The following is a 17,911-nucleotide window of genomic DNA, read 5'->3' as shown; positions in this document are numbered from 1 at the left end:
GAGCTTGCTGAGGCATCTCTACTGTGAGAGTAAAATCAATTCCACTGCGGTGGAGATGCTTCGCCAAGCTCAGTGTGACAATTAGCTATCAGACGACTCTTTTTGGTTATGCTTGTCGATTTACGAATTAAGAATTATGCGCTGATTGAGCAGCTGGAGCTGCGCCCTTCCCCGCTGCTGAACATCATTACGGGCGAAACCGGGGCCGGCAAATCCATCATGCTCGGCGCCATTGGTCTGCTGCTGGGCAACCGCGCCGACTCGCGTATGCTGTTCGATACCGAGCGCAAATGTGTGATTGAAGGCCAGTTTGACATTGCCAATTACCAGCTGCAGGACATCTTCGAGTCCGAAGATTTGGACTATGACACGCACTGCATTCTGCGGCGCGAAATCAGCCCGAATGGCAAGTCGCGCGCCTTTGTAAACGACACGCCGGTGACGCTGGAAGCCCTACGGAAAATTGGCGCCAACCTGATGGACATTCACTCGCAGCACGACACGCTGCTGCTGGGCGATGGCGTCTTTCAGCTCAACCTGCTGGATTTATACGCCGGACTGGTACCGCAGCGCACCATGTACAGCAGCGCCTTCCGAACCTACCGCAAGCTGGAAGTTGACCTGCAGGCTTTGGAAAGCCAGGCCGCCCAGGCAAGCAAGGAGCTGGATTACAACAGCTTCTTGCTGAACGAGCTCGAAGAAGCGCGCCTCGACAACGAAGACCAGGACGCCCTGGAGCAGGAAGTGAAGCAGCTGGAGCACGCCGAGGAAATCAAGTACAAGCTCAGCCAGGCGCTGCACGGCCTGCGCGACAGCGAAAGTTGTGCCACCGGCACCATGAAGGAAGCCTCCGTGCTGCTGGGCCAGGTGGCCAGCTACGCCGACAACTTCAAGGAGCTGCGCGAGCGCCTGGAAAGCTGCCTGATTGAGCTGCACGACATCGCCGACGAGGTGGAAACCGCCGAGCGCCGCACCGAGGGCGACCCCGCCCGCGCCGAAGAATTGCAGGACCGCCTCAACGTGCTCTACACCTTGCAGCGCAAGCACCAGGCCCGCGACCTGCCCGCCCTGATGGCCGTGCGCGACGCGCTGCGCCAGAAAGTGAGCTCGGTGCTGAACCTGGACAAGGAAATCAGCCGCCTGCGCAAAGACTCGGACGCGGCCCTGGCGGCCGTGACCAAGCAGGGCGCCAAGCTGTCGGAAAGCCGCCGCAAGTCGTTCCCGAACTTTGAGAAGCAGCTTGGGTTGCTGCTGGCCGACTTGGGCATGCCGCACGCGCGCATTGTGGTGCAGCACAGCACCGGCGCGCCGGCCGCCAGCGGCATCGACGTGGTCAGCATCCTCTTCACCGCCAACAAGGGCGCTCAGCCGCAGACGCTGAGCAAGGCCGCGTCGGGCGGCGAATTTTCGCGCTTGATGTTGTGCATCAAGTACATGCTGGCCGACAAGACGGCTTTGCCCACGATAGTATTCGACGAAATTGACACCGGCATCAGCGGTGAAATTGCCGTGAAGGTGGGCCGCATGATGCAGCAGATGGCGCAGAAGCACCAGCTGGTGGCCATTTCGCACCTGCCGCAGATGGCCGCGGCCGGCGACGTGCACTACTTCGTGTACAAAGAAGACCGCGCCGACCGCACCGTGAGCCGCATCCGCGAGCTGAACCAGGAGGACCGCATCAAGGAAATTGCGCACATGATTGCGGGCGCCAAGCCCAGCCAAAATGCCTTCCAGAGCGCCCGCGAGTTGCTGGCGCTGCGGGGCGAAGTGGCGGCGTAGCATCTGTCGTTGCGAGCATTCCGCGCATCAAGCGGCGACGAAGCAATCCGTCCTGTTCTCAGCGACTAGCCTTGTGTTGTGATAAACCAATTGGGCTAAGCCCGCTAACTTGCCGGCTCAAATCCAACGGGTGGGTTTGTTAAATCTTAGAGCTAATCGCTGAGAACAGGACGGATTGCTTCGTCGCCGCTTGATGCGCGGAATGCTCGCAATGACAGGCGTTTCCATTACACCATTTAAAAATCATGGCTAACAACCTCCTCGCCGGCAAAGTCGGCATCATTTCCGGCGCCCTCAACGACCAATCCATTGCCTGGAAAGTGGCCCAGCGCGCTCACGCCGAGGGCGCCCGATTTGTGCTCACCAACGCGCCGCTGGCCATGCGCATGGGCGAAATCAACAAGCTGAGCGAGGAGTGTAACGCCCCGATTATTCCGGCCGATGCCACGTCGACGGAGGAGCTGGAGGCGCTATTTTCGGGCGCGCAGGAGCAGCTGGGCGGCAAGATTGACTTCGTGCTGCACAGTATTGGCATGAGCGCCAACATCCGCAAAAAGAAGCACTACGGCGAGCTGGACTACAAATTCTTCCAGCAAACGATTGACGTGTCGGCCATGTCGTTTCACAAGATGATGGCCGTGGCCGAGAAGCAGGACGCCATGAACGAGTGGGGCAGCATTGTGGCCCTGAGCTACATCGCCGCCCAGCGCGCCTTCCTCGACTACACCGACATGACCCAGGCCAAGGCCATGCTCGAAAGCATTGCCCGCAGCTACGGCCAGCGCTTCGGCAAGCTCAAGAAAGTGCGCGTGAACACGGTGTCGCAGTCGCCCACCAAAACCACGGCCGGCACCGGCATCACCGGCTTTGATGCGTTTTACAATTTCGCCGACATGATGTCGCCGCTGGGAAATGCCCCGGCCGAGGCCTGCGCCGACTACTGCATCTCGCTCTTTTCGGACCTGACGCGCTACGTGACCATGCAAAACCTGATGCACGACGGCGGCTTCAGCACCACCGGCATCTCGGCCGAGATTGTGGACGTGCTGACCAAAGTGTCGGGCATGCAGGAGTAAACTTGCCTCGTTCAAAACGCAACAAGCCCGGCCGGTTGGTCGGGCTTGTTGCGTTTTGAACTGAGTAGTCCTGTCTGAAGCCCGGTATTTAAAGAAAGGAGCGACTCAGCGAAACAGAAATTTCGTGGTAGCTACGCAAGTAGTTCAGCAACAGGGAAGCACTCAGGCCAGCGGGTAAGTCCCGGTGCAAGCCACCCTGCCATTGCCAGGCATTGGCCCAGCGCGTGGCTTGGGCAGAGGCATAGAAGCTGAGTGGCAGCTTGTGGCCGAGCCCCAGAGCATAATTGGCCCCGTGCTGCTGGCAAAACCATCAGGCGAGAAGGTGTGCAGCCGGCCAACCCCAATGCCGCCGTACACGGCAGGCCGGTGGTCATTCCGGGAGTGTATGCCTACCAGCACCCCGGCGCTTTCAAAGGAAATAGTGGCGGAGGGTATAGATGATTTGGCGTACGAAACGCTTTCGGAAAAGCTAGTGCGCCGGTACCGGTGAATGGAGGGAAGGCCCATTGACACTCCCCACACGTAGTTGCGCGAGAAATCGGTTCGGTAGCTCGCAGTGGTCGAAAGTTGACTACCCAGTATGCGCGGATGCGTGAGCGTCAGGCTACCGCCGACCGGCGTGTAGCGCAGGCCGCTGATAAGCCTCACTCCGAACCTGCTGTACACCGGAAGGTCGCAGAATTGGTCAGAAGCCAGCACGAGCCGGAAAAGCAAATTGCCGCCGGGTGCCACCACGCGCTGCACGGTTGCATAGCCAACGCTGGAAACCGTGAGCGCTACACTATCGGGCTGTCCGGCAACGGTGAGCGTGAAATAGCCCGTCGCGCCGGTAGAAACGCCGTTGGTGGTGCCGGTTTGCAGCACCGTGACGCCGGGCAGGCCGACACCGGATTTGGCATCCAGCACCCGGCCGGAAACGGTGGTTTGGGCAAAGGCAAAGGCGGGAAGCAGGCAGGAGCAGAGCAGTAAGAGCAGGCGCATCGGGAACGTTGGAGGTGGTAGCTGGCTGATGCCGCCAGCGGCCCGAGTGCACACCCGCGAAGAAAGCCCGAACCGGCAGTCGGCAACGATTACGCAGAAAAACGGCGGTTTTGGACGCGGCGCCTGCTAGGTTTGTGGCTTCCTTATCTACATTTCCATGAAGCATTTGTTGTTGCTTGTGCTGCTGAGCGGCCTTGCGCTGGGCCGGGCTTTCGGCTACGATTTTGTGGTGGCCCAGGATGGCAGCGGCCAGTACCGTACCGTGCAGGAGGCCTTCAACGCCGTGCCCGATTTCCGGAAGAAGGTCACGACCATCTTCATTAAAAAAGGCACTTACAAGGAGAAACTGGTGCTGGCCGGTTCGAAGCAGCTGGTGAAGCTCATCGGCGAAGACCGGGACCGCACCATTCTGACCTACGACGACTACAATCAGAAGAAGAACATTTTTGGGGAGGAGAAAGGCACATCCGGCTCAGCGAGCTGCTACGTCTACGGCTCCGGGTTCTCGGCCGAAAACCTGACGTTTCAGAACTCATCGGGGCCGGTGGGGCAGGCCGTGGCCGTGTGGGTCGACGGCGATAAGGCTTCGTTTGTGAACTGCCGGTTTCTGGGGTTTCAGGACACGCTGTACACGTATGGGCGCGGCAGCCGGCAGTTTTACAAGAGTTGCTACATCGAAGGCACGGTCGATTTCATCTTCGGCTCCAGCACGGCGTGGTTTGAGGACTGCGAGATTTTCTGCAAAAAAAGCGGCTACGTCACAGCCGCCAGCACGCCCGACACGGCGCGGTTTGGCTACGTGTTCAGCCGCTGCCGCATTGCGGGCGATGCCCCGGCGGGCAGCTTCGGGCTGGGCCGGCCCTGGCGGCCCTACGCCAAAACCGTGTACCTCAACTGTGAGCTCAGCGCCGTAATTCGGCCCGAAGGCTGGGACCCCTGGGGGCAGGAATCGAACAAAAAAACGGCTTATTACGCCGAGTATAAATCGACGGGTCCCGGCGCCGCGCCCACCCGGCGCGCGCCATGGTCGCACCAGCTCACCGAGGCCGAAGTCAGCACTTACACGCGCGAAAACGTGCTGCACGGCTGGAACCCGGAAGCGAAATAACGTAGCGTGGACTCTGCGAGTCCGCGCCTGAACAACAATGACAACTGCCACGCGCGGACTCGCAGAGTCCACGCTGCATTTCTTTCCCAAATGAAATTCCTGACCCTGGCCGCCTTCCTGCTGGCCTGCGCCGCCCACGCCCAGACCACTCCCAAAGCCGGCCCCATCACCGTGGCGCAGGACGGCACCGGCACCTACCGCACCGTGCAGGAAGCCGTGGACGCCGTGCCCAACCAGTCGCAGCAACCGGTCACCATCCGCATCAAGCCAGGCACCTACCGCGAAAAGCTGGTGGTGCCCACGCTCAAAACGCACATCCGTCTGGTAGGCGAAAGCGCGGACAATACCGTTCTCACCTTCAACGACCACACCGGCGACGCCGCGGGGCACAACACCTACACTTCGCACTCGGTGCTGGTGCAGGGCAACGACTTCGCGGCCGAAAACCTGACCTTTGAAAACAACGCCGGCTACACCGCCGGCCAAGCCGTGGCCCTGCACGTGGAAGCCGACCGCTGCACCTTCGCCAACTGCCGCATGGTGGGCAACCAGGACGTGCTGTTCCTGGCCACCGACCACACCCGCCAGTATTTCAAGAGCTGCTACATCGAGGGCACCACGGATTTTATTTTCGGCGCCAGCACGGCCGTCTTCGACCATTGCACCATCAAGAGCAAGAAAAACTCCTTCATCACCGCCGCTTCCACGCCGGCGCAGCAGGCGTTTGGGTTCGTGTTTATGGATTGCACCCTAATGGCCGACACCGCCCTGGCCAAAAAGGTATACCTCGGCCGGCCCTGGCGCCCCAACGCCCGCGTGGTGTACCTGCGCACGGAAATGGGCCGCCACATCACCCCCGTCGGTTGGGAAAATTGGAAGAACCCGGAAAACGAGAAGACGGCCTATTTCGCCGAGTATGAGTCGGCCGGGCCGGGCGCCAACCCGGCGGGGCGCGTGGGCTGGTCGCACCAACTTACGAGCAAAGAGGCCAAGCAATACACGTTGAAGGCCATTTTTGCGGCCAGTGAGCCGTGGCTGCCGGGGCGGTAACGTCCGTCATGTCGAGCTTGTCGAGACATCTCGCGTGGCGAAGTAACCCAATCGCCGGAATCAATTAAAGCACGCGAGATGTCTCGACAAGCTCGACATGACGGGCTTGTGAGCACCGTGCCGTCCCACCTAATACCCCCGGCTCAGCTCCACCAGATTCTCCAGTGGCTGGCCGTTGCGGAGCAGCTCCAGGTTGTGGAGCAGCACGTCGACTTTGCTTTCGTCTTCGAGGGCCTGGCCGCCGCCGGTGTGCTGGGTGAGCAGCACGTTGGGCAAGGCCCAGAGTGGGTTGTCGGCGGGCAGGGGCTCGATGGCCGTCACGTCGAGCACGGCACCGCCGAGGTGGCCAGATTGGAGCCGCTTGATGAGCGCGGGCTCGTCGGTGGTGTTGCCGCGGCCCACGCTGGCGTAGATGCTGCCGGGCCGCATGGCTTCCACCAAATCGGCCGAGAAAAAGCCCACGGCGCTGCCGGGCAGGGTGTTTATTACGATGTCGGTATCGGGCAGGGCGGCTTTCAGCTCTTCTTTGGTGTGGAGCTGGGCCGAGGGGTCGGTGCGGGCCAGCAGCTGCACCTGGCACTCGAAGCCGCTGAGCTGCTGGCGCACGGCCACGCCGATGGCGCCGGCGCCCAGCACCACCACGCGCTTGCCGCGCAGCAGGCCCGCGCGGTTGCGCACGAACGCGCCGCCCACCCATTTCTTCTGCGACTGCAGTACAGCCAGCTCCGGCAGGTGGCGGTAGAGGGCCAGCAGGCCGCCCACCATGGTTTCGGCGCAGGGCCAGGCGAAAAAGTCGCCCATGTTGGCTACCGGAATGGACAGGTGTACTGCGCGGTAGCGTTCGAAGCCGGCCGAGTCGATTTGCCAGAACTGCAGCAGGGGCGGGGCACCGGCCGTGAACCAGGCCGGCGGCGGGTTGCCCATCAAAAAATCGGCTTCCTGGAAGGCGGGAAACTGCTGCTCGGTGGGCAGGTCATTGCAAAAAATGATTTCCAGCCCGGCCGGCGCCAGCTTTTGCAAGTGTGCGCGGGCCGAGGCGCTGAGGGGAGAATAAACGAAAAGGCGCATGAGCGAGGGGCCGGGGTGACGGCAAAAAACAGACGGGTGGTGGGCAATACGCGAGTTTCAGCAAAGGTGCGGCGCTGAAAGCGCATTTCGGGTGAAGGAATTGGTCTTTAAACAAAACGTCATGCGGAGCACAGCCGAAGCATCTCGCTCGGGACGGTAAACCTTTCGTTGTGACGATTGAATTACTGTCCCGGGCGAGATGCTTCGGCTGTGCTCCGCATGACGTCTACGGGAAATGTGACCGACTTAAACGGCCTGCTGCCGTTAGCGGGCGCTTTCGTCGCCGTCGACGGGCTCGCTCTGCTTGTGCACTTGCGCAGCCACCAGCGGGTCGGGCATTACTTTGCTGAAGCCTACCTGCACGTTGTTCATGACGCCGGCAATGATGCGGCTTTCACCTTTCATCAGGGCTTTGTAGCCTTCTTTGGCCACGTCAGCGGGTTCCATGCCCTGGCCTTCGGCCACGTTTTTGGCCTGCGTCATGTGGGCTTTGTTGAAGAAGTCCGTTTTGGTGAGGCCCGGCAGCAGGTTGGTGATGGTCACGCTCGAGTCCTTGTTTTCTTCCTGGATGGATTCGACAAAGGAGTTTACGAAAGCTTTGGTGCCGTGGTACACGGCTTGCAGCGGGCCGGGCAGCTCGCCGGCAATGCTGCCCACAAACAGGATTTTGCCCTCGTTGCGGGCCTTGAATTCCTGCAGGTAGAGCTTAGCAAAAACCACGTAGGCCCCGATGTTGAGCTGAATGATGTCGAGCTCCCGGTTGATGTCGGTGGTGTCGAAGGTGCCGTACTGGCCCTGGCCGGCGTCGTTCACCAGCGCGTCAATCTGAATGCCTTGCAGCTTCACTTCGTTGTAGACCTCGAAGGGTGCGTCGCGCTTGAACAGGTCTTTGCTGATGGTCAGGACCTCCACGCCGTACTGCTGCCGGATTTCGGCGGCGGTTTGGTCGAGCTCCTGCTGGTCGCGGGCCACGATGACGAGGTTGTACTGGTCCTGCGCGAAGCAGTTGGCCAACTCGCGGCCTATGCCGCTGGTGGCGCCGGTGATGAGGGCGGTTTGGGTTGCCATAAAAGGAAGGAATGTGTGGAAAGTGGAAGCTTTCCTAACGTAGCCAAACAGCCCCTGGTTATGCTTTAGAGGCATAAAGTGCTGGCCCGGCGGCGGCCGGGCAGTAGCCTGAACGGTAGCAGTGCGGAGGGCAGTCTATTTTTTGGTTAGCGCGATGGTGCGCTCCTGCACCACGAGGGTGTCGCCGGCGGTGAGTTGGTTGAGTACGGCGGTGTTGAACACGTTCCAGGCGCCGCCCGCCGCGCGGCCGCAGGTGCCGGCCAGCGGCTGGCCGGATTGGGCCAGCCAGCCCAGCTGCGGGATGGCCAGCTGGCCCGCGTCGATTTTGAGGAGGCGAATGGGGCGGAATTTGCATTGCTGCGAAAACCCCGTGGCGATGGGCACGGCCACGCAACGCTTCACGGGCAGCTCTTTTTCCATTTGCCCGGCCAGCAGGGCGCAACGGCTCACGGCGGTGGACGACGAGGTGGTGAGCGTGGACACAGAATCGCGCCCGGCAAGGACGGCGTAGGCGCTGTTCTGGGCCGTGAGGTCGTGCTTGATGGTGTCGCGGCGCCCGGACGCGGTTTTGGTGCTGATGAGGTAGACCTGGTTATTGGGCCGGATGAGGACGGTGAGGGTGTTGGTCGGGGAAATGGGGGCGTCGGTGCGCGAGAAGGTGGACGCGGCCCAGGGCTGCCGGGCCAGGTAGCGGTCGACCACCGCGGGGGTGGTCACGGGGCCGTTTTGGGTGTAGAGGGTGATGGGGCCGGCGGCGAGGGTGGCGCCGGCCTGGTAGTCGCCCGTCAGCACCATGCGGTCGGCTTCGGGCGCGTCTTTGTTACAGGCGGCTAATAGGAACAGGCCGGAAGCCAGGGGGTAAAAAAGGTGCTTCATCAGGAAAAAAGAAGGGCGAGATGCCACAAATGTAGGCGCGGCAGCATGCTGCGCTATATTTAGCCGCGCGGCCAAGTGCTATTTCTGGCGGCTCAGTTCCTATGCTTTTCGAGAACCTGGACGAGTTTACCCGCAATTCCAAGTACCTGCCCGATTTGGCGCCCGACGTGGCGTTCCTGATAAAGCCGGACTTTTTCTACGGCAACTTCAACAAGCCCGAGCCGAATGATATGCGCGACAAAGTGGTGAAGCTTTACCAGCCCCGCCAGACGCGCAGCGGCCACCTGGTGCTCAGCGCCGCCGCGCTGGGCCACGAAAACGAGTTGGCGCGCTACTACACCTCCGTGGTGCAGGCGGCGGCCAAGCACCGCAAGCAGCTGCGCGAGCTGGATTTTTACTTCTGGATGCGGCCCGTGCTGCTGAGCCGCGGCGAGGTGCGGCTCACGTTTCCGTGGTACGACTCGTACCCCGAAAGCGCCGGCCTGCTTCAAAGCCTGCTTGACCCCCTGCCGGAAGGCCTCCTCAACACCGACATGGACCAGGGCTGGCGCTTCGGCGCCTACGCCACCGCCGACAAAGTGTATTTCCTGCAAGGCGGCGAAACCGGCAAGCCCCACACCGCCATCCACACCGACCGCGCCCGGCTGCAGCAGGCCGCTACCCTCGCGCTGGCCCGCATCCGGCAGGTGATGGAGGCGCTGGTGAAGCAGGTGGGGGAGGACTATTGGCGGTTTCGGCCAAAAACGCCGAAATGGTGAAACCCAGCCAATACGCGAAACAGCAGGTTTGGGCCCGCGCAGCCTATAGGGGCCTGCGCAGGGTGTTTGGGCAGAAACAAGGCCTATGTACCGATTTGCAGGGCCTATGCGCGGGTTTGCAGGGCCTATGAACGGTTGCGCGGGGTGTTGCGGCGGTTTGCAGGCACTATGAACGGGTTTGCGGGGTGCTACCGGCGGTTTGCGGGGCCTACGAACGGTTTTGCGGGGTGTGACTACGGTTTCGCAGCGTCTTACGGAGCGAGTAGCAACTGCTTGCCGGACTTTTCGAGCGGGTAGTGGGCGATGATGTCGCGCAGGATGAGCATGTCCTGGGGGCAGGCGGCGGCGAAGGCTTGCCAGTGCGTCAGCACCACCACGTCCGGCATTTCGACCACGGCGACGATGGCATCCCAGAAGGCGTCCCAGCTCACGCCGTACCAGTCGGGGAAGTGCAGCTCGCGCTTCATCAGCATATGAAAGGCGGCTTTGGTGTCGATGTGGGTAAGGTCGATGGTCATGCGAGCAGGATACCGACAGCTTCCGCCGGCAGATAGGTTGGCAGCGAGCCCGTGCGAAAATCTTTCGCATTGCGGGTTACAATGGCTTCGACCAGCGGCATCGAGCGGGCCGAGAAATACTGCAAGCCGTCTTCAAAGTCGCGAAATTCACCACTGAGCGCTGCCCGAACGGTTGGGCCATCCACGGCGACAACCTGCACCAGCCGTTCCAATTGCGCCACTAAGGCGAGCGCCTGTTCGTGCGACCGACCTTGCCGGACCAGGTAGTAAACCGTAGCAAACGACAGGCTGGCGGCGTACAGTACCACCCGTTGCTGCCGACCCAACTCAAACAACGCCGCCGCCTCCAACGCAAACGGCTGCCGGTTGATGAGAAAATCGACCAGCACGTTGGTATCGAGAAACCAGTGTTTCATGGCAAGTATTTGTTGGCCAAATACGCTTGGCGCGCCTGCTCCCAATCCATCCCTTCGGGCAGCGTCACGGAGCCTTGCAGCGCCAGGATATCGGGCGAAATAACAAGGGCTGGCTTGCTCTTTTCGGCCGCCAGCTGCCCAATGTATTCCTGAATCAACTCGGCCAGGCTGCGGCCTTTTGCCCGGGCGGAGGCTTCGGCGCGGGTTAGCGCTTCGTCGTCAAGCGGAATGGTGAGGGTCGTAAGCATGGTGAGAGGAGAATGGGCGGGGCAACGAGGTCTTTATGCTACTTTTTCAGCCAGTCGTGCATGGTTTGCGCGGTCCAGCCTTGCTGCTCCCAGGCGTGGTCGGCCAGCTTGGTGAGGCGCTGGGCGAAGTACTGGCCAATCAGCGTGCGGATGTTGAGCAGGTCCGTTTCGCTGACTTGCTGGGCGTACAGTTTCAGGAGTTCCTGTTGCAGGTTGGTGAGCGGTTGGTTCGGGGACATAGCCAGCGAATTTACAAACCTGCCCGCACATGCAGGGGCGGGGCGATGAACGAGGCGGTGGTGCCGGGCAGGGCATCGGGCGAGGTGCCGAGGTACATTTTGCCGCCCACGCTGAAGCACAGGTGCACGCCCCATTTCAGGTCCTCGGTGGTGCCGGGCAGGCGCAGGCAAAGGGCTTGCAGGGCTTCGATGGTCATCGAAAAGGAATTGTTAATGCTGCTTGCCCTTTGACCTAGGAGCTTTCTTCTTATTTATCTCTTTTACAATTTTCTCAGTCTCCTTAGTCTTCGTGCTGAAGATTTCAGTTAGTGAATGTTCTAAAATGTCATATGCATCTATTATGTCTTTCTTTTCAATTGGTGATGTATGACTTCCAGCGTTACCAATCCATTTAATTGCTAGTAGTGCATTCGTGATTTTGGGATACTTGAGTCCGAATTTTATAATTCTCGCATGAAGAGATAAGCCAATTCTTTTTCCTTTATTTATTCTGGAGGATGGAATTTTAAACTCATTCATTAATAACTCAATTGCAATCCTTATTTTGTTTGCGCAAGAATGAGCATCTAAGAAAAACAGAGAGAATGATTTATTTATCTCATCCTGGATAATTTTTGGACACGCACTTTCAATAGTAAAGTAGTTCAAATGTGGAGTGAAAAATTCTGGCCTGAATGAATCATAGTACTCACTATACCAATCGTTGTCTGTTTCTATGTAACCTTCTTCTACAGAGCCCCACCCAGAAGTAACAACTACATCGGCACACTTTGCATTATCGCATTTCAATGACGCGCTGAATTTGTAACTTATCCAGTATGCTTCCCAATCTGGGTCATCGCGGTGTTGAATAGAATCCCTTGTTTCGGTTGAATAGACATTAGCAGGTGCAACGGTAAGTTTACCTGTTTTGCAGGTTGGGCAGTTCCATTCAGGACAAGCTGTTTTTGTAAAAGAGGCATTGAGCCAAAGGTCTCGGTTAGATGACATTATTTTGTGTTTAAGATGTTTAATACGGCCAAATATACTATAACTCACGAAGCCGTATCCAGCACTTCGTCCCCGTCATCAGCCATCGTCTTCGCCAGCTTCTCAATATTTAAACTCCGGGCGGAGGCGTCGAAAATTTCGCGGTAGGTGCCGTGGCGGGCGTAGAGCTCGTCGTGGGTGCCGCTTTCCACGAGGCGGCCTTTTTTCATGACGTGGATGCAGTCCGAATCCACGATTTGGGCGAGGCTGTGGGAGATGATGACCACCGTGCGGCCCTGCTTGATGGCGTCGAGCGAGTTTTTGATTTGCTCGGTGGCGATGGCGTCGAGGCTGGCGGTGGGCTCGTCGAGGAAGATGATGGGCGGGTTTTTGAGGAAGAGCCGGGCGATGGCGATGCGCTGCTGCTGGCCGCCGCTGAGCTGCTGGGCATCGGACTGGTACTGGCGGGGCAGGTCCAGAATCTGGTCGTGCAGGTAGGCTTGCCGGGCGGCGGCTTCGATTTGGGCCTGCGTGGAGGTGAAGTCGCCGTAGCGGATGTTTTCTTCGATGGTGCCCTTGAAAATGTGGTTTTTCTGGAGCACCAGGCCGATGCGCTGGCGCAGGGCGTGGGTGTCGTAGTCGGCCAGGGGGCGGCCGTCGAGGAGCATTTTGCCGGAATCGGGGGCGTAGAACTTGCAGAGCAGGTTGATGATGGTGCTTTTGCCGGCGCCGCTGAGGCCCACGAGGGCGGTGGTTTTGCCTTCTTCGATGGTGAGGCAGACGTCGTGCAGGGCCTGGGTGCCGCTGGGGTAGGTGAAATCGACGTTGCAGATGTCGAAGGTGCCGCGCACCTGGGCGGGCTGCAGGGGGCCGGTTTCCTCGATGGCCGCGTCGGCGTCGAGGATGGCGAAGAAGCCTTCGGAGTAGGTGAGGGCCTCGTTCATCTCGTCGTAGATGCGGTGGAGCTGCCGGATGGGCGCCGACACGTTGTTGAAGAGCAGGATGTGGAACATGATGGCGCCGATGGAAATCTGGCGGCCGAGCACGAGGTAGGCCGTGAGGACGATGATGACGACCACGCCAATCTGCTCGACGAAGGTTTTGAGGCCGTCGTAGCGGAAGTTGGTTTTGCGCGTCACCAGCTGGGCGTTCACCAGCTTGGCTTGGGTGTCGGCCTGCTTTTTGGCTTCAAACTCTTCGCGCACAAAGCTTTTGATGACCACAATCGAGTCGATGATGCTGATGATGCCGTGGTTTTTCTCCTCGCGCAGCTTTTGCAGGCCGCGGCGCACGCCCTGCAGGCGGTCGGCCTGCCGGAAGCTCAGCCAGAAGTACACCGGCAGGATGGCCAGCGCCACCAGCCCCACCCATTTGTTGGCTACGAACATGACCACCAGGGCCACAAGGGCGTTGGCAAACAGCGGCAGGATGTCGATGAAGAAGTTTTGGACCAGCTTCATGAGGCTCTCCACGCCGCGGTCGATGCGGGTCTGGAGCTTGCCGGTCTGGTTGCCCTCGTCGGAGAAAAAGCCCAGCTCGTAGCTCAGAATCCGGCTCACGGCCTGCTGCGAGAGGGTGCTGCTCACGTTAATGCGAATTTTCTCGCCGTAGTACTTCTGCCCGAAGGTGATGAAGGTGTTGATGATTTCCTTGCCCAGCAGGATGCCACTCACCCAAGCCAGCAGGTTCCAGCCCTCGGCCAGGGCCTGGTGCCGGTCGAGCAGGCCCTGCACGGTGTCCACGGTGTAGCGCAGCACGAAGGGGTTGACCTGCGCGGCCAGCGAGCCCACCAGCGTGAGCAGCAGCGTGGCAATGACGAGAGGACGGTAGGGCCGCACGAAGGGCAGCAGGCGTTTAATAATTTGCCAGAGACTCATCTAAGCGGGGAAGGAGTGGAGCCGGTTAGACGCGGGGAGCGGGGGCGGGGTTGTTTGGGCTACTCTACTTTTCCTACGTCCCAGCCATCATATAATTCAACGCCGCAATGAGCGGCTAATTCATTAAACGCAAGATTGCGCCTGTGAAGTTTTTCGGGAGTGAGAGTATCTATTTTAGAAACTTGAAGTACCCAATCGCCAGCATCCGCCTGATGCAGTTCTTCAATCTTGTATTGACTGTCTTCTAATTCAGAGAATACATCTAGCAGTTTATCCTTGTCTTTGTCAAAAAAGAAAAAGCCCCATTTTAAAGCAGAATTTATATCCCATCCGTTCGCTTCCATTTTGCGAAACATATCTACCACAGACTCTAAAGAAGCATTCATATTAATTATTTATTGATTTGCTCCGCTCAGCCTTCCACCCCCGAAACCGCTGGTCCAAACGCTTACTGAGAATATCGTAGTTTTCCCAGGTGTCTTCAACGTGGTAGATGCTGGGTAATTCCTCGGCGAGGGCAGCTATGTAATCTTCGAAATAAGTGGGGCCGCTGCCCGTCGTGACGTAATACTGCTGCGTGAAAGCCAATCCTTCCGCGTTCAGGTTGCTTTCCCAAAACTTTTCATCGCAGGCTTGAAATAAAAAGTCGCGGCCCGTTATTTCCCGGTTTCTGACTTGCGCCAGCAGCTGCTCCGAATCTTCGTCCTCGTGGTGAATTTCACCTTCCAGCTGGTTATTAATTACCCAGGCGAGGTACATGCCGATGTGGGTGCCCCCGTTTTCATCCGGAAGGCCTGACGGAAAATCCCCGCCGTGGTGCCAGTCTGCGCGGTCAATAGCCATTTGCGTTGCTGTGGTGGGTGGTTAACTGTATTGCTGAATTGGTGCAAGCTACGCGGCGCTACACCCGCGCCAGCAGTTCGGCCAGGGCAGCGGCTTCGGTTTCATAAGCTTCAGCTTGCAGGCGGAGCAGGTGGTACTGGGCGGCGTGGCTGGGCTTGAAGCGGCGGGCGAAACTTGGTAGCCACCGGCGAATGCTGGCGCCCAGGTCCTGTTCTTCCGGCACGGGCGGCAGGAGGGCAGCCGCGGCTTCGAGGTCGGCCAGGATGGTGGGCAGGGCCTGCTGCCAGCGGCTGGCGTACACGGCCCGCGCCGTGAGCTTGCCAAGTTCGAGGCGAAGCCCGGCGGCCCGGTGCAGGCAGAGCTTGCGGCGAAATTCCAGCGGGGCGGCCTCCGGGGCGGGCGCCGTGGCGGGCAGCGGCTCGGTGTCGGGCGGCAGGAGCGGCGGGGCGGGCAGGTGGCGGGCCAGGGGAAACAGCCGGACGTGCAGGGCGGAGGTGAGGTCGCGGCGGCCGGCTTCAATGTGGCCGATGAGGGCCTTGCTCACGTCCAGAATCATAGACAGTTCCTGCTGGCTGAGGCCAAAATGACGGCGCACGGCCCCAATGAGGGTTTCGGTGGAAATACGTTGGCGGGGCATGAGGACGAAGAATAGAAGTATACTTTTTCCAGAAATGTACGCATAAGCCTACACAGTTGTAGACTTATGCGTACATTTCTGGAAAAAGTATACCGTTCGGCTGGCCCTTTCATGTTTTTTCGCTTCCCTCCACCCGCCGTTTCAGCCCAAGATTCATCTTTTCTCGCCAGCAAAACGGAATTTTTTGCCAAGCTTAAAGTGGAGTCTAAGGCGGGCAAGCGCACGGTTTTCCTGACCGCGCACACCGTTATTTTGGTGAACCAGGGGGTGAAGCTGCTGCACTTTTCGGGGCATACGCTGGAAGTGGGGCCGAGCCAAGCGGTGCTGCTGAAAAAGGGCATCTACGTGATGGCCGAGTACCTTGAAGAGGGGGTGGGCTTTGAAGCGCTGCTGCTGTTTCTGCCCGTCCGGCTCTTAAAAGCCCTGCCGCTGCCCACGGGGTGCAAGCGCCCGCCAGCCGATGCGCCGCCTTATCTGCTTTTGCCCGCCGACGAGTTGGTGCAGGGCTTCAAGGCGCAGCTGCGGCGCTACTTCGACCACCCGCCGCTGGCCCTGGACCACCTCATGCCCCTGAAGCAGCAGGAGCTGCTGCTGCTGCTCGGCGCCGGCCACCACCGGCAGCAGGTGGCCGATTTTGTGGCCGAAGCCCTGAGCACGGCGCCCGGCGACCTCGACTTCCTCGTGCGCGCCCACTTGCTGCAGCCCGTCACGGTGGCCGACCTGGCACAGCTCTCGAACCGGAGCCTGGCTTCGTTTAAGCGGGATTTCCAGCGCCAGTACCAGTGCCCGCCCCGGCAGTGGCTGAACCAGCAGCGCCTGGCCCACGCCCGGCTGCTGCTGCAGAACGGGCACCGGCGGGTGGCCGAGGTCGCCGAAGAATGTGGCTTCGAAAACACCTCCTATTTCATCCGGATTTTTAAGAGGCAGTACGGCCACACCCCGCAGGACCTGCGAGCCAAAACGACGATAGATTGAGCCGTTTGGGCTATTCGGGCCGTGGCGGGGCCAGATACTTTTGCTGGCTCAACCACAAAAGTATTTCGCATGAAAATCTTACTCATTGGCGGCCACGGCACCATCGGCCGGCGCGTGGCCGCGGCCTTCGCTGACGGGCACGAACTCATCACGGCCGGCCGCAGCAGCGGCGACGTTCGGGTGGACCTGGCCTCGGAAGCTTCCATCGAAACCATGTTTCAGCAGCTCGGGACCGTGGATGCCTGCATCTGCACGGCCGGTACCGGGCACTACGGCGACTTTCACGCCATGCGCCAGGCCGACATGATGGCCGGCGTTGCGGGCAAGCTGTTCGGGCAGGTCAATCTGGTACTCATTGGGCAGCGCTACCTCACGGCCGGCGGCTCCTTTACTCTCACTTCCGGCATCGCGGCCGAGCACCCGGCCCGCAACGGCGCCTGCGTGGCCATGCTCAACGGGGCCGTGAACAGCTTTGTGCTGGCCGCCGCGCAGGAGCTGCGGCACGGCCAGCGCATCAACGCGGTGAGCCCCGGCTTGGTGGAAGACAGCCGGGAGCGGTACGGCGACCGGTTTCCGGGCTACAACCTAGTGCCCATGCCCAAATTGGTGAACGCCTACCTCCTCAGCGTGCTGGGCGCCGTAACCGGCAAGGTGCTGAAGGTGTATTCCTGACGGGATGCCTTTCGTCCTCATTGCTTGCTGAGTTTCCCATTGCACCTTATGGCCATTGTTATTACCCGCATCTGGCACGGCATCACGCGCGCCGAACACGCCGAAACTTACCTGCGCTACCTGGAAAAATCCGGCCTGGCCGACTACAAACGCACCGCTGGCAACCTCGGCGTGCAAGTGCTGCGCCGCCTTGAGGGCGACCGGTGCCACTTCTGGACGGTGACGCGCTGGGACAGCTACGAGAGCATCAAAGGCTTCGCGGGCGAGCAGTACGAGCAAGCCCGTTATTATCCCGAAGACGCCCGGTACCTGCTGGACTTCGAGCCCACCGTGTTGCACTGCGAAACGTTCGAGTATTAAGGCGCGGCGTTAGGCTAGCGGCCGGTCGGGCCGGCAGCCTGTTGTTGCTCCCATTCGCGCAGCTGCCGTTGCGAAGCCAGGCCGCGCCAGCCGGTTTCCAGCACCTCGCGCAACACCCGTGGGCGGTAGTGTTGCAGCCACAGGGCCACGTAGGGGTATTTTCGGAAGTGCTCGGGCAGGTGAAACGTCTCCGGGTAGGTTTCCAGAAAATAGTCGCGGCGCTCAAACCCCACGTGAATCGGGATGAACTCGCCGCTCTCGTGCAGCCGGCACAGCAGCTTGCCCCGCACCTTGATGCTGGGCGTGGCGTTGTGCGACAGGCTGTCCTCGGTGCCGGGAAAGGCCAGCGCGGCCCGGCGAATGGGCTCAAAAAGGGCGTGGTCAAACATAGCG

23 protein-coding genes are annotated in these 17,911 nt (G+C 60.1%); 8 read left to right on the top strand and 15 right to left on the bottom strand.

Features of this window, described 5'->3' with window-relative positions; all coding sequences use genetic code 11:
- Positions 1-108: 108 nt before the first annotated feature.
- Both recN and I2H31_RS13415 read left to right on the top strand, forming a co-directional pair.
- The gene (recN, locus tag I2H31_RS13420) at positions 109-1,779 is read left to right on the top strand and encodes a DNA repair protein RecN (protein WP_196293555.1); all 1,671 of its coding nucleotides are present in this window, start codon (positions 109-111) and stop codon (positions 1,777-1,779) included.
- 245 nt (positions 1,780-2,024) lie between these two features.
- Positions 2,025-2,855 carry an enoyl-ACP reductase FabI gene (locus I2H31_RS13415; protein WP_196293554.1) on the top strand — a complete coding sequence of 277 codons (831 nt, stop codon included), beginning with the start codon at positions 2,025-2,027 and terminating at the stop codon, positions 2,853-2,855.
- A gap of 162 nt (positions 2,856-3,017) precedes the next feature.
- On the opposite strand, the gene I2H31_RS13410 is transcribed toward I2H31_RS13415, so the two are convergent.
- Complete coding sequence (locus tag I2H31_RS13410; RefSeq protein WP_196293553.1) at positions 3,018-3,836, bottom strand: carboxypeptidase-like regulatory domain-containing protein; 819 nt, start codon at positions 3,834-3,836, stop codon at positions 3,018-3,020.
- Positions 3,837-3,993: 157 nt separating this feature from the next.
- Here I2H31_RS13410 and I2H31_RS13405 point away from each other — a divergent pair, with 157 nt between their 5' ends.
- Both I2H31_RS13405 and I2H31_RS13400 read left to right on the top strand, forming a co-directional pair.
- Complete coding sequence (locus I2H31_RS13405; RefSeq protein ID WP_196293552.1) at positions 3,994-4,944, top strand: pectinesterase family protein; 951 nt, start codon at positions 3,994-3,996, stop codon at positions 4,942-4,944.
- Between the two features lie 90 nt (positions 4,945-5,034).
- Entirely contained in the window at positions 5,035-5,994 is a 960-nt protein-coding gene (locus I2H31_RS13400; protein ID WP_196293551.1) for a pectinesterase family protein, read from the top strand.
- 129 nt (positions 5,995-6,123) lie between these two features.
- Here I2H31_RS13400 and I2H31_RS13395 read toward each other — a convergent pair whose 3' ends face one another.
- From I2H31_RS13395 to I2H31_RS13385, 3 genes are all read right to left on the bottom strand, one after another.
- Positions 6,124-7,062 carry a D-2-hydroxyacid dehydrogenase gene (locus I2H31_RS13395; RefSeq protein ID WP_196293550.1) on the bottom strand — a complete coding sequence of 313 codons (939 nt, stop codon included), beginning with the start codon at positions 7,060-7,062 and terminating at the stop codon, positions 6,124-6,126.
- A gap of 264 nt (positions 7,063-7,326) precedes the next feature.
- Entirely contained in the window at positions 7,327-8,130 is an 804-nt protein-coding gene (locus I2H31_RS13390) for an SDR family NAD(P)-dependent oxidoreductase (protein ID WP_196293549.1), read from the bottom strand.
- A gap of 135 nt (positions 8,131-8,265) precedes the next feature.
- Positions 8,266-9,006 carry a hypothetical protein gene (locus tag I2H31_RS13385; RefSeq protein WP_196293548.1) on the bottom strand — a complete coding sequence of 247 codons (741 nt, stop codon included), beginning with the start codon at positions 9,004-9,006 and terminating at the stop codon, positions 8,266-8,268.
- A gap of 101 nt (positions 9,007-9,107) precedes the next feature.
- Here I2H31_RS13385 and I2H31_RS13380 point away from each other — a divergent pair, with 101 nt between their 5' ends.
- A complete protein-coding gene (locus I2H31_RS13380) occupies positions 9,108-9,764 on the top strand; it encodes a hypothetical protein (protein ID WP_196293547.1) in 657 nt (218 codons plus the stop codon).
- Positions 9,765-10,015: 251 nt separating this feature from the next.
- Here the strand turns inward: I2H31_RS13380 and I2H31_RS13375 are convergent, their stop codons facing one another.
- Genes I2H31_RS13375 through I2H31_RS13330 form a run of 10 tightly spaced genes read right to left on the bottom strand, consistent with a single transcriptional unit; the run spans position 10,016 to position 15,511 of the window.
- Positions 10,016-10,282: a barstar family protein gene (locus I2H31_RS13375; RefSeq protein ID WP_196293546.1), complete on the bottom strand. Its 267-nt coding sequence runs from the start codon at positions 10,280-10,282 to the stop codon at positions 10,016-10,018.
- A complete protein-coding gene (locus tag I2H31_RS13370) occupies positions 10,279-10,698 on the bottom strand; it encodes a type II toxin-antitoxin system VapC family toxin (protein ID WP_196293545.1) in 420 nt (139 codons plus the stop codon). The genes I2H31_RS13375 and I2H31_RS13370 overlap by 4 nt, the downstream gene beginning before the upstream one ends.
- Positions 10,695-10,946: a DUF6364 family protein gene (locus tag I2H31_RS13365; RefSeq protein ID WP_196293544.1), complete on the bottom strand. Its 252-nt coding sequence runs from the start codon at positions 10,944-10,946 to the stop codon at positions 10,695-10,697. Before I2H31_RS13365 ends, I2H31_RS13370 begins: the two co-directional genes overlap by 4 nt.
- Before the next feature lie 38 nt (positions 10,947-10,984).
- A complete protein-coding gene (locus I2H31_RS13360; protein ID WP_196293543.1) occupies positions 10,985-11,185 on the bottom strand; it encodes a hypothetical protein in 201 nt (66 codons plus the stop codon).
- Positions 11,186-11,196: 11 nt separating this feature from the next.
- Positions 11,197-11,382 (bottom strand): MmcQ/YjbR family DNA-binding protein, encoded by a 186-nt coding sequence (locus I2H31_RS13355; protein ID WP_196293542.1) that lies wholly within the window; start codon positions 11,380-11,382, stop codon positions 11,197-11,199.
- A 13-nt stretch (positions 11,383-11,395) separates the two neighbouring features.
- Positions 11,396-12,175: a DUF4145 domain-containing protein gene (locus tag I2H31_RS13350; protein ID WP_196293541.1), complete on the bottom strand. Its 780-nt coding sequence runs from the start codon at positions 12,173-12,175 to the stop codon at positions 11,396-11,398.
- A 44-nt stretch (positions 12,176-12,219) separates the two neighbouring features.
- Complete coding sequence (locus I2H31_RS13345; RefSeq protein ID WP_196293540.1) at positions 12,220-14,031, bottom strand: ABC transporter ATP-binding protein; 1,812 nt, start codon at positions 14,029-14,031, stop codon at positions 12,220-12,222.
- A gap of 59 nt (positions 14,032-14,090) precedes the next feature.
- Positions 14,091-14,417: a ribonuclease E inhibitor RraB gene (locus I2H31_RS13340; RefSeq protein ID WP_196293539.1), complete on the bottom strand. Its 327-nt coding sequence runs from the start codon at positions 14,415-14,417 to the stop codon at positions 14,091-14,093.
- Between the two features lies 1 nt (position 14,418).
- Positions 14,419-14,874, bottom strand: a complete 456-nt coding sequence (locus tag I2H31_RS13335; RefSeq protein ID WP_196293538.1) for a DUF7832 domain-containing protein — start codon at positions 14,872-14,874, stop codon at positions 14,419-14,421.
- 58 nt (positions 14,875-14,932) lie between these two features.
- Positions 14,933-15,511, bottom strand: a complete 579-nt coding sequence (locus I2H31_RS13330) for a helix-turn-helix domain-containing protein (RefSeq protein WP_196293537.1) — start codon at positions 15,509-15,511, stop codon at positions 14,933-14,935.
- Between the two features lie 198 nt (positions 15,512-15,709).
- Between I2H31_RS13330 and I2H31_RS25645 the strand changes: the two genes are divergently transcribed.
- From I2H31_RS25645 to I2H31_RS13315, 3 genes are all read left to right on the top strand, one after another.
- Positions 15,710-16,486: a helix-turn-helix transcriptional regulator gene (locus tag I2H31_RS25645; RefSeq protein WP_196293536.1), complete on the top strand. Its 777-nt coding sequence runs from the start codon at positions 15,710-15,712 to the stop codon at positions 16,484-16,486.
- A 69-nt stretch (positions 16,487-16,555) separates the two neighbouring features.
- Positions 16,556-17,158: a short chain dehydrogenase gene (locus I2H31_RS13320; RefSeq protein ID WP_196293535.1), complete on the top strand. Its 603-nt coding sequence runs from the start codon at positions 16,556-16,558 to the stop codon at positions 17,156-17,158.
- 48 nt (positions 17,159-17,206) lie between these two features.
- On the top strand, positions 17,207-17,518 hold the full coding sequence (locus I2H31_RS13315) for an antibiotic biosynthesis monooxygenase (RefSeq protein WP_196293534.1): 312 nt from the start codon (positions 17,207-17,209) through the stop codon (positions 17,516-17,518).
- A gap of 14 nt (positions 17,519-17,532) precedes the next feature.
- Here the strand turns inward: I2H31_RS13315 and I2H31_RS13310 are convergent, their stop codons facing one another.
- On the bottom strand, positions 17,533-17,907 hold the full coding sequence (locus I2H31_RS13310) for an MmcQ/YjbR family DNA-binding protein (protein WP_196293533.1): 375 nt from the start codon (positions 17,905-17,907) through the stop codon (positions 17,533-17,535).
- Positions 17,908-17,911: the final 4 nt, after the last annotated feature.

The sequence above is a fragment of the Hymenobacter ruricola genome, assembly GCF_015694525.1.
In the GTDB taxonomy this organism is placed as follows: Bacteria; Bacteroidota; Bacteroidia; order Cytophagales; family Hymenobacteraceae; genus Hymenobacter; species Hymenobacter ruricola.
The sequence above is the reverse complement of the archived record's forward strand: the minus strand, read 5'-3'. Positions and strand labels throughout refer to the sequence as shown.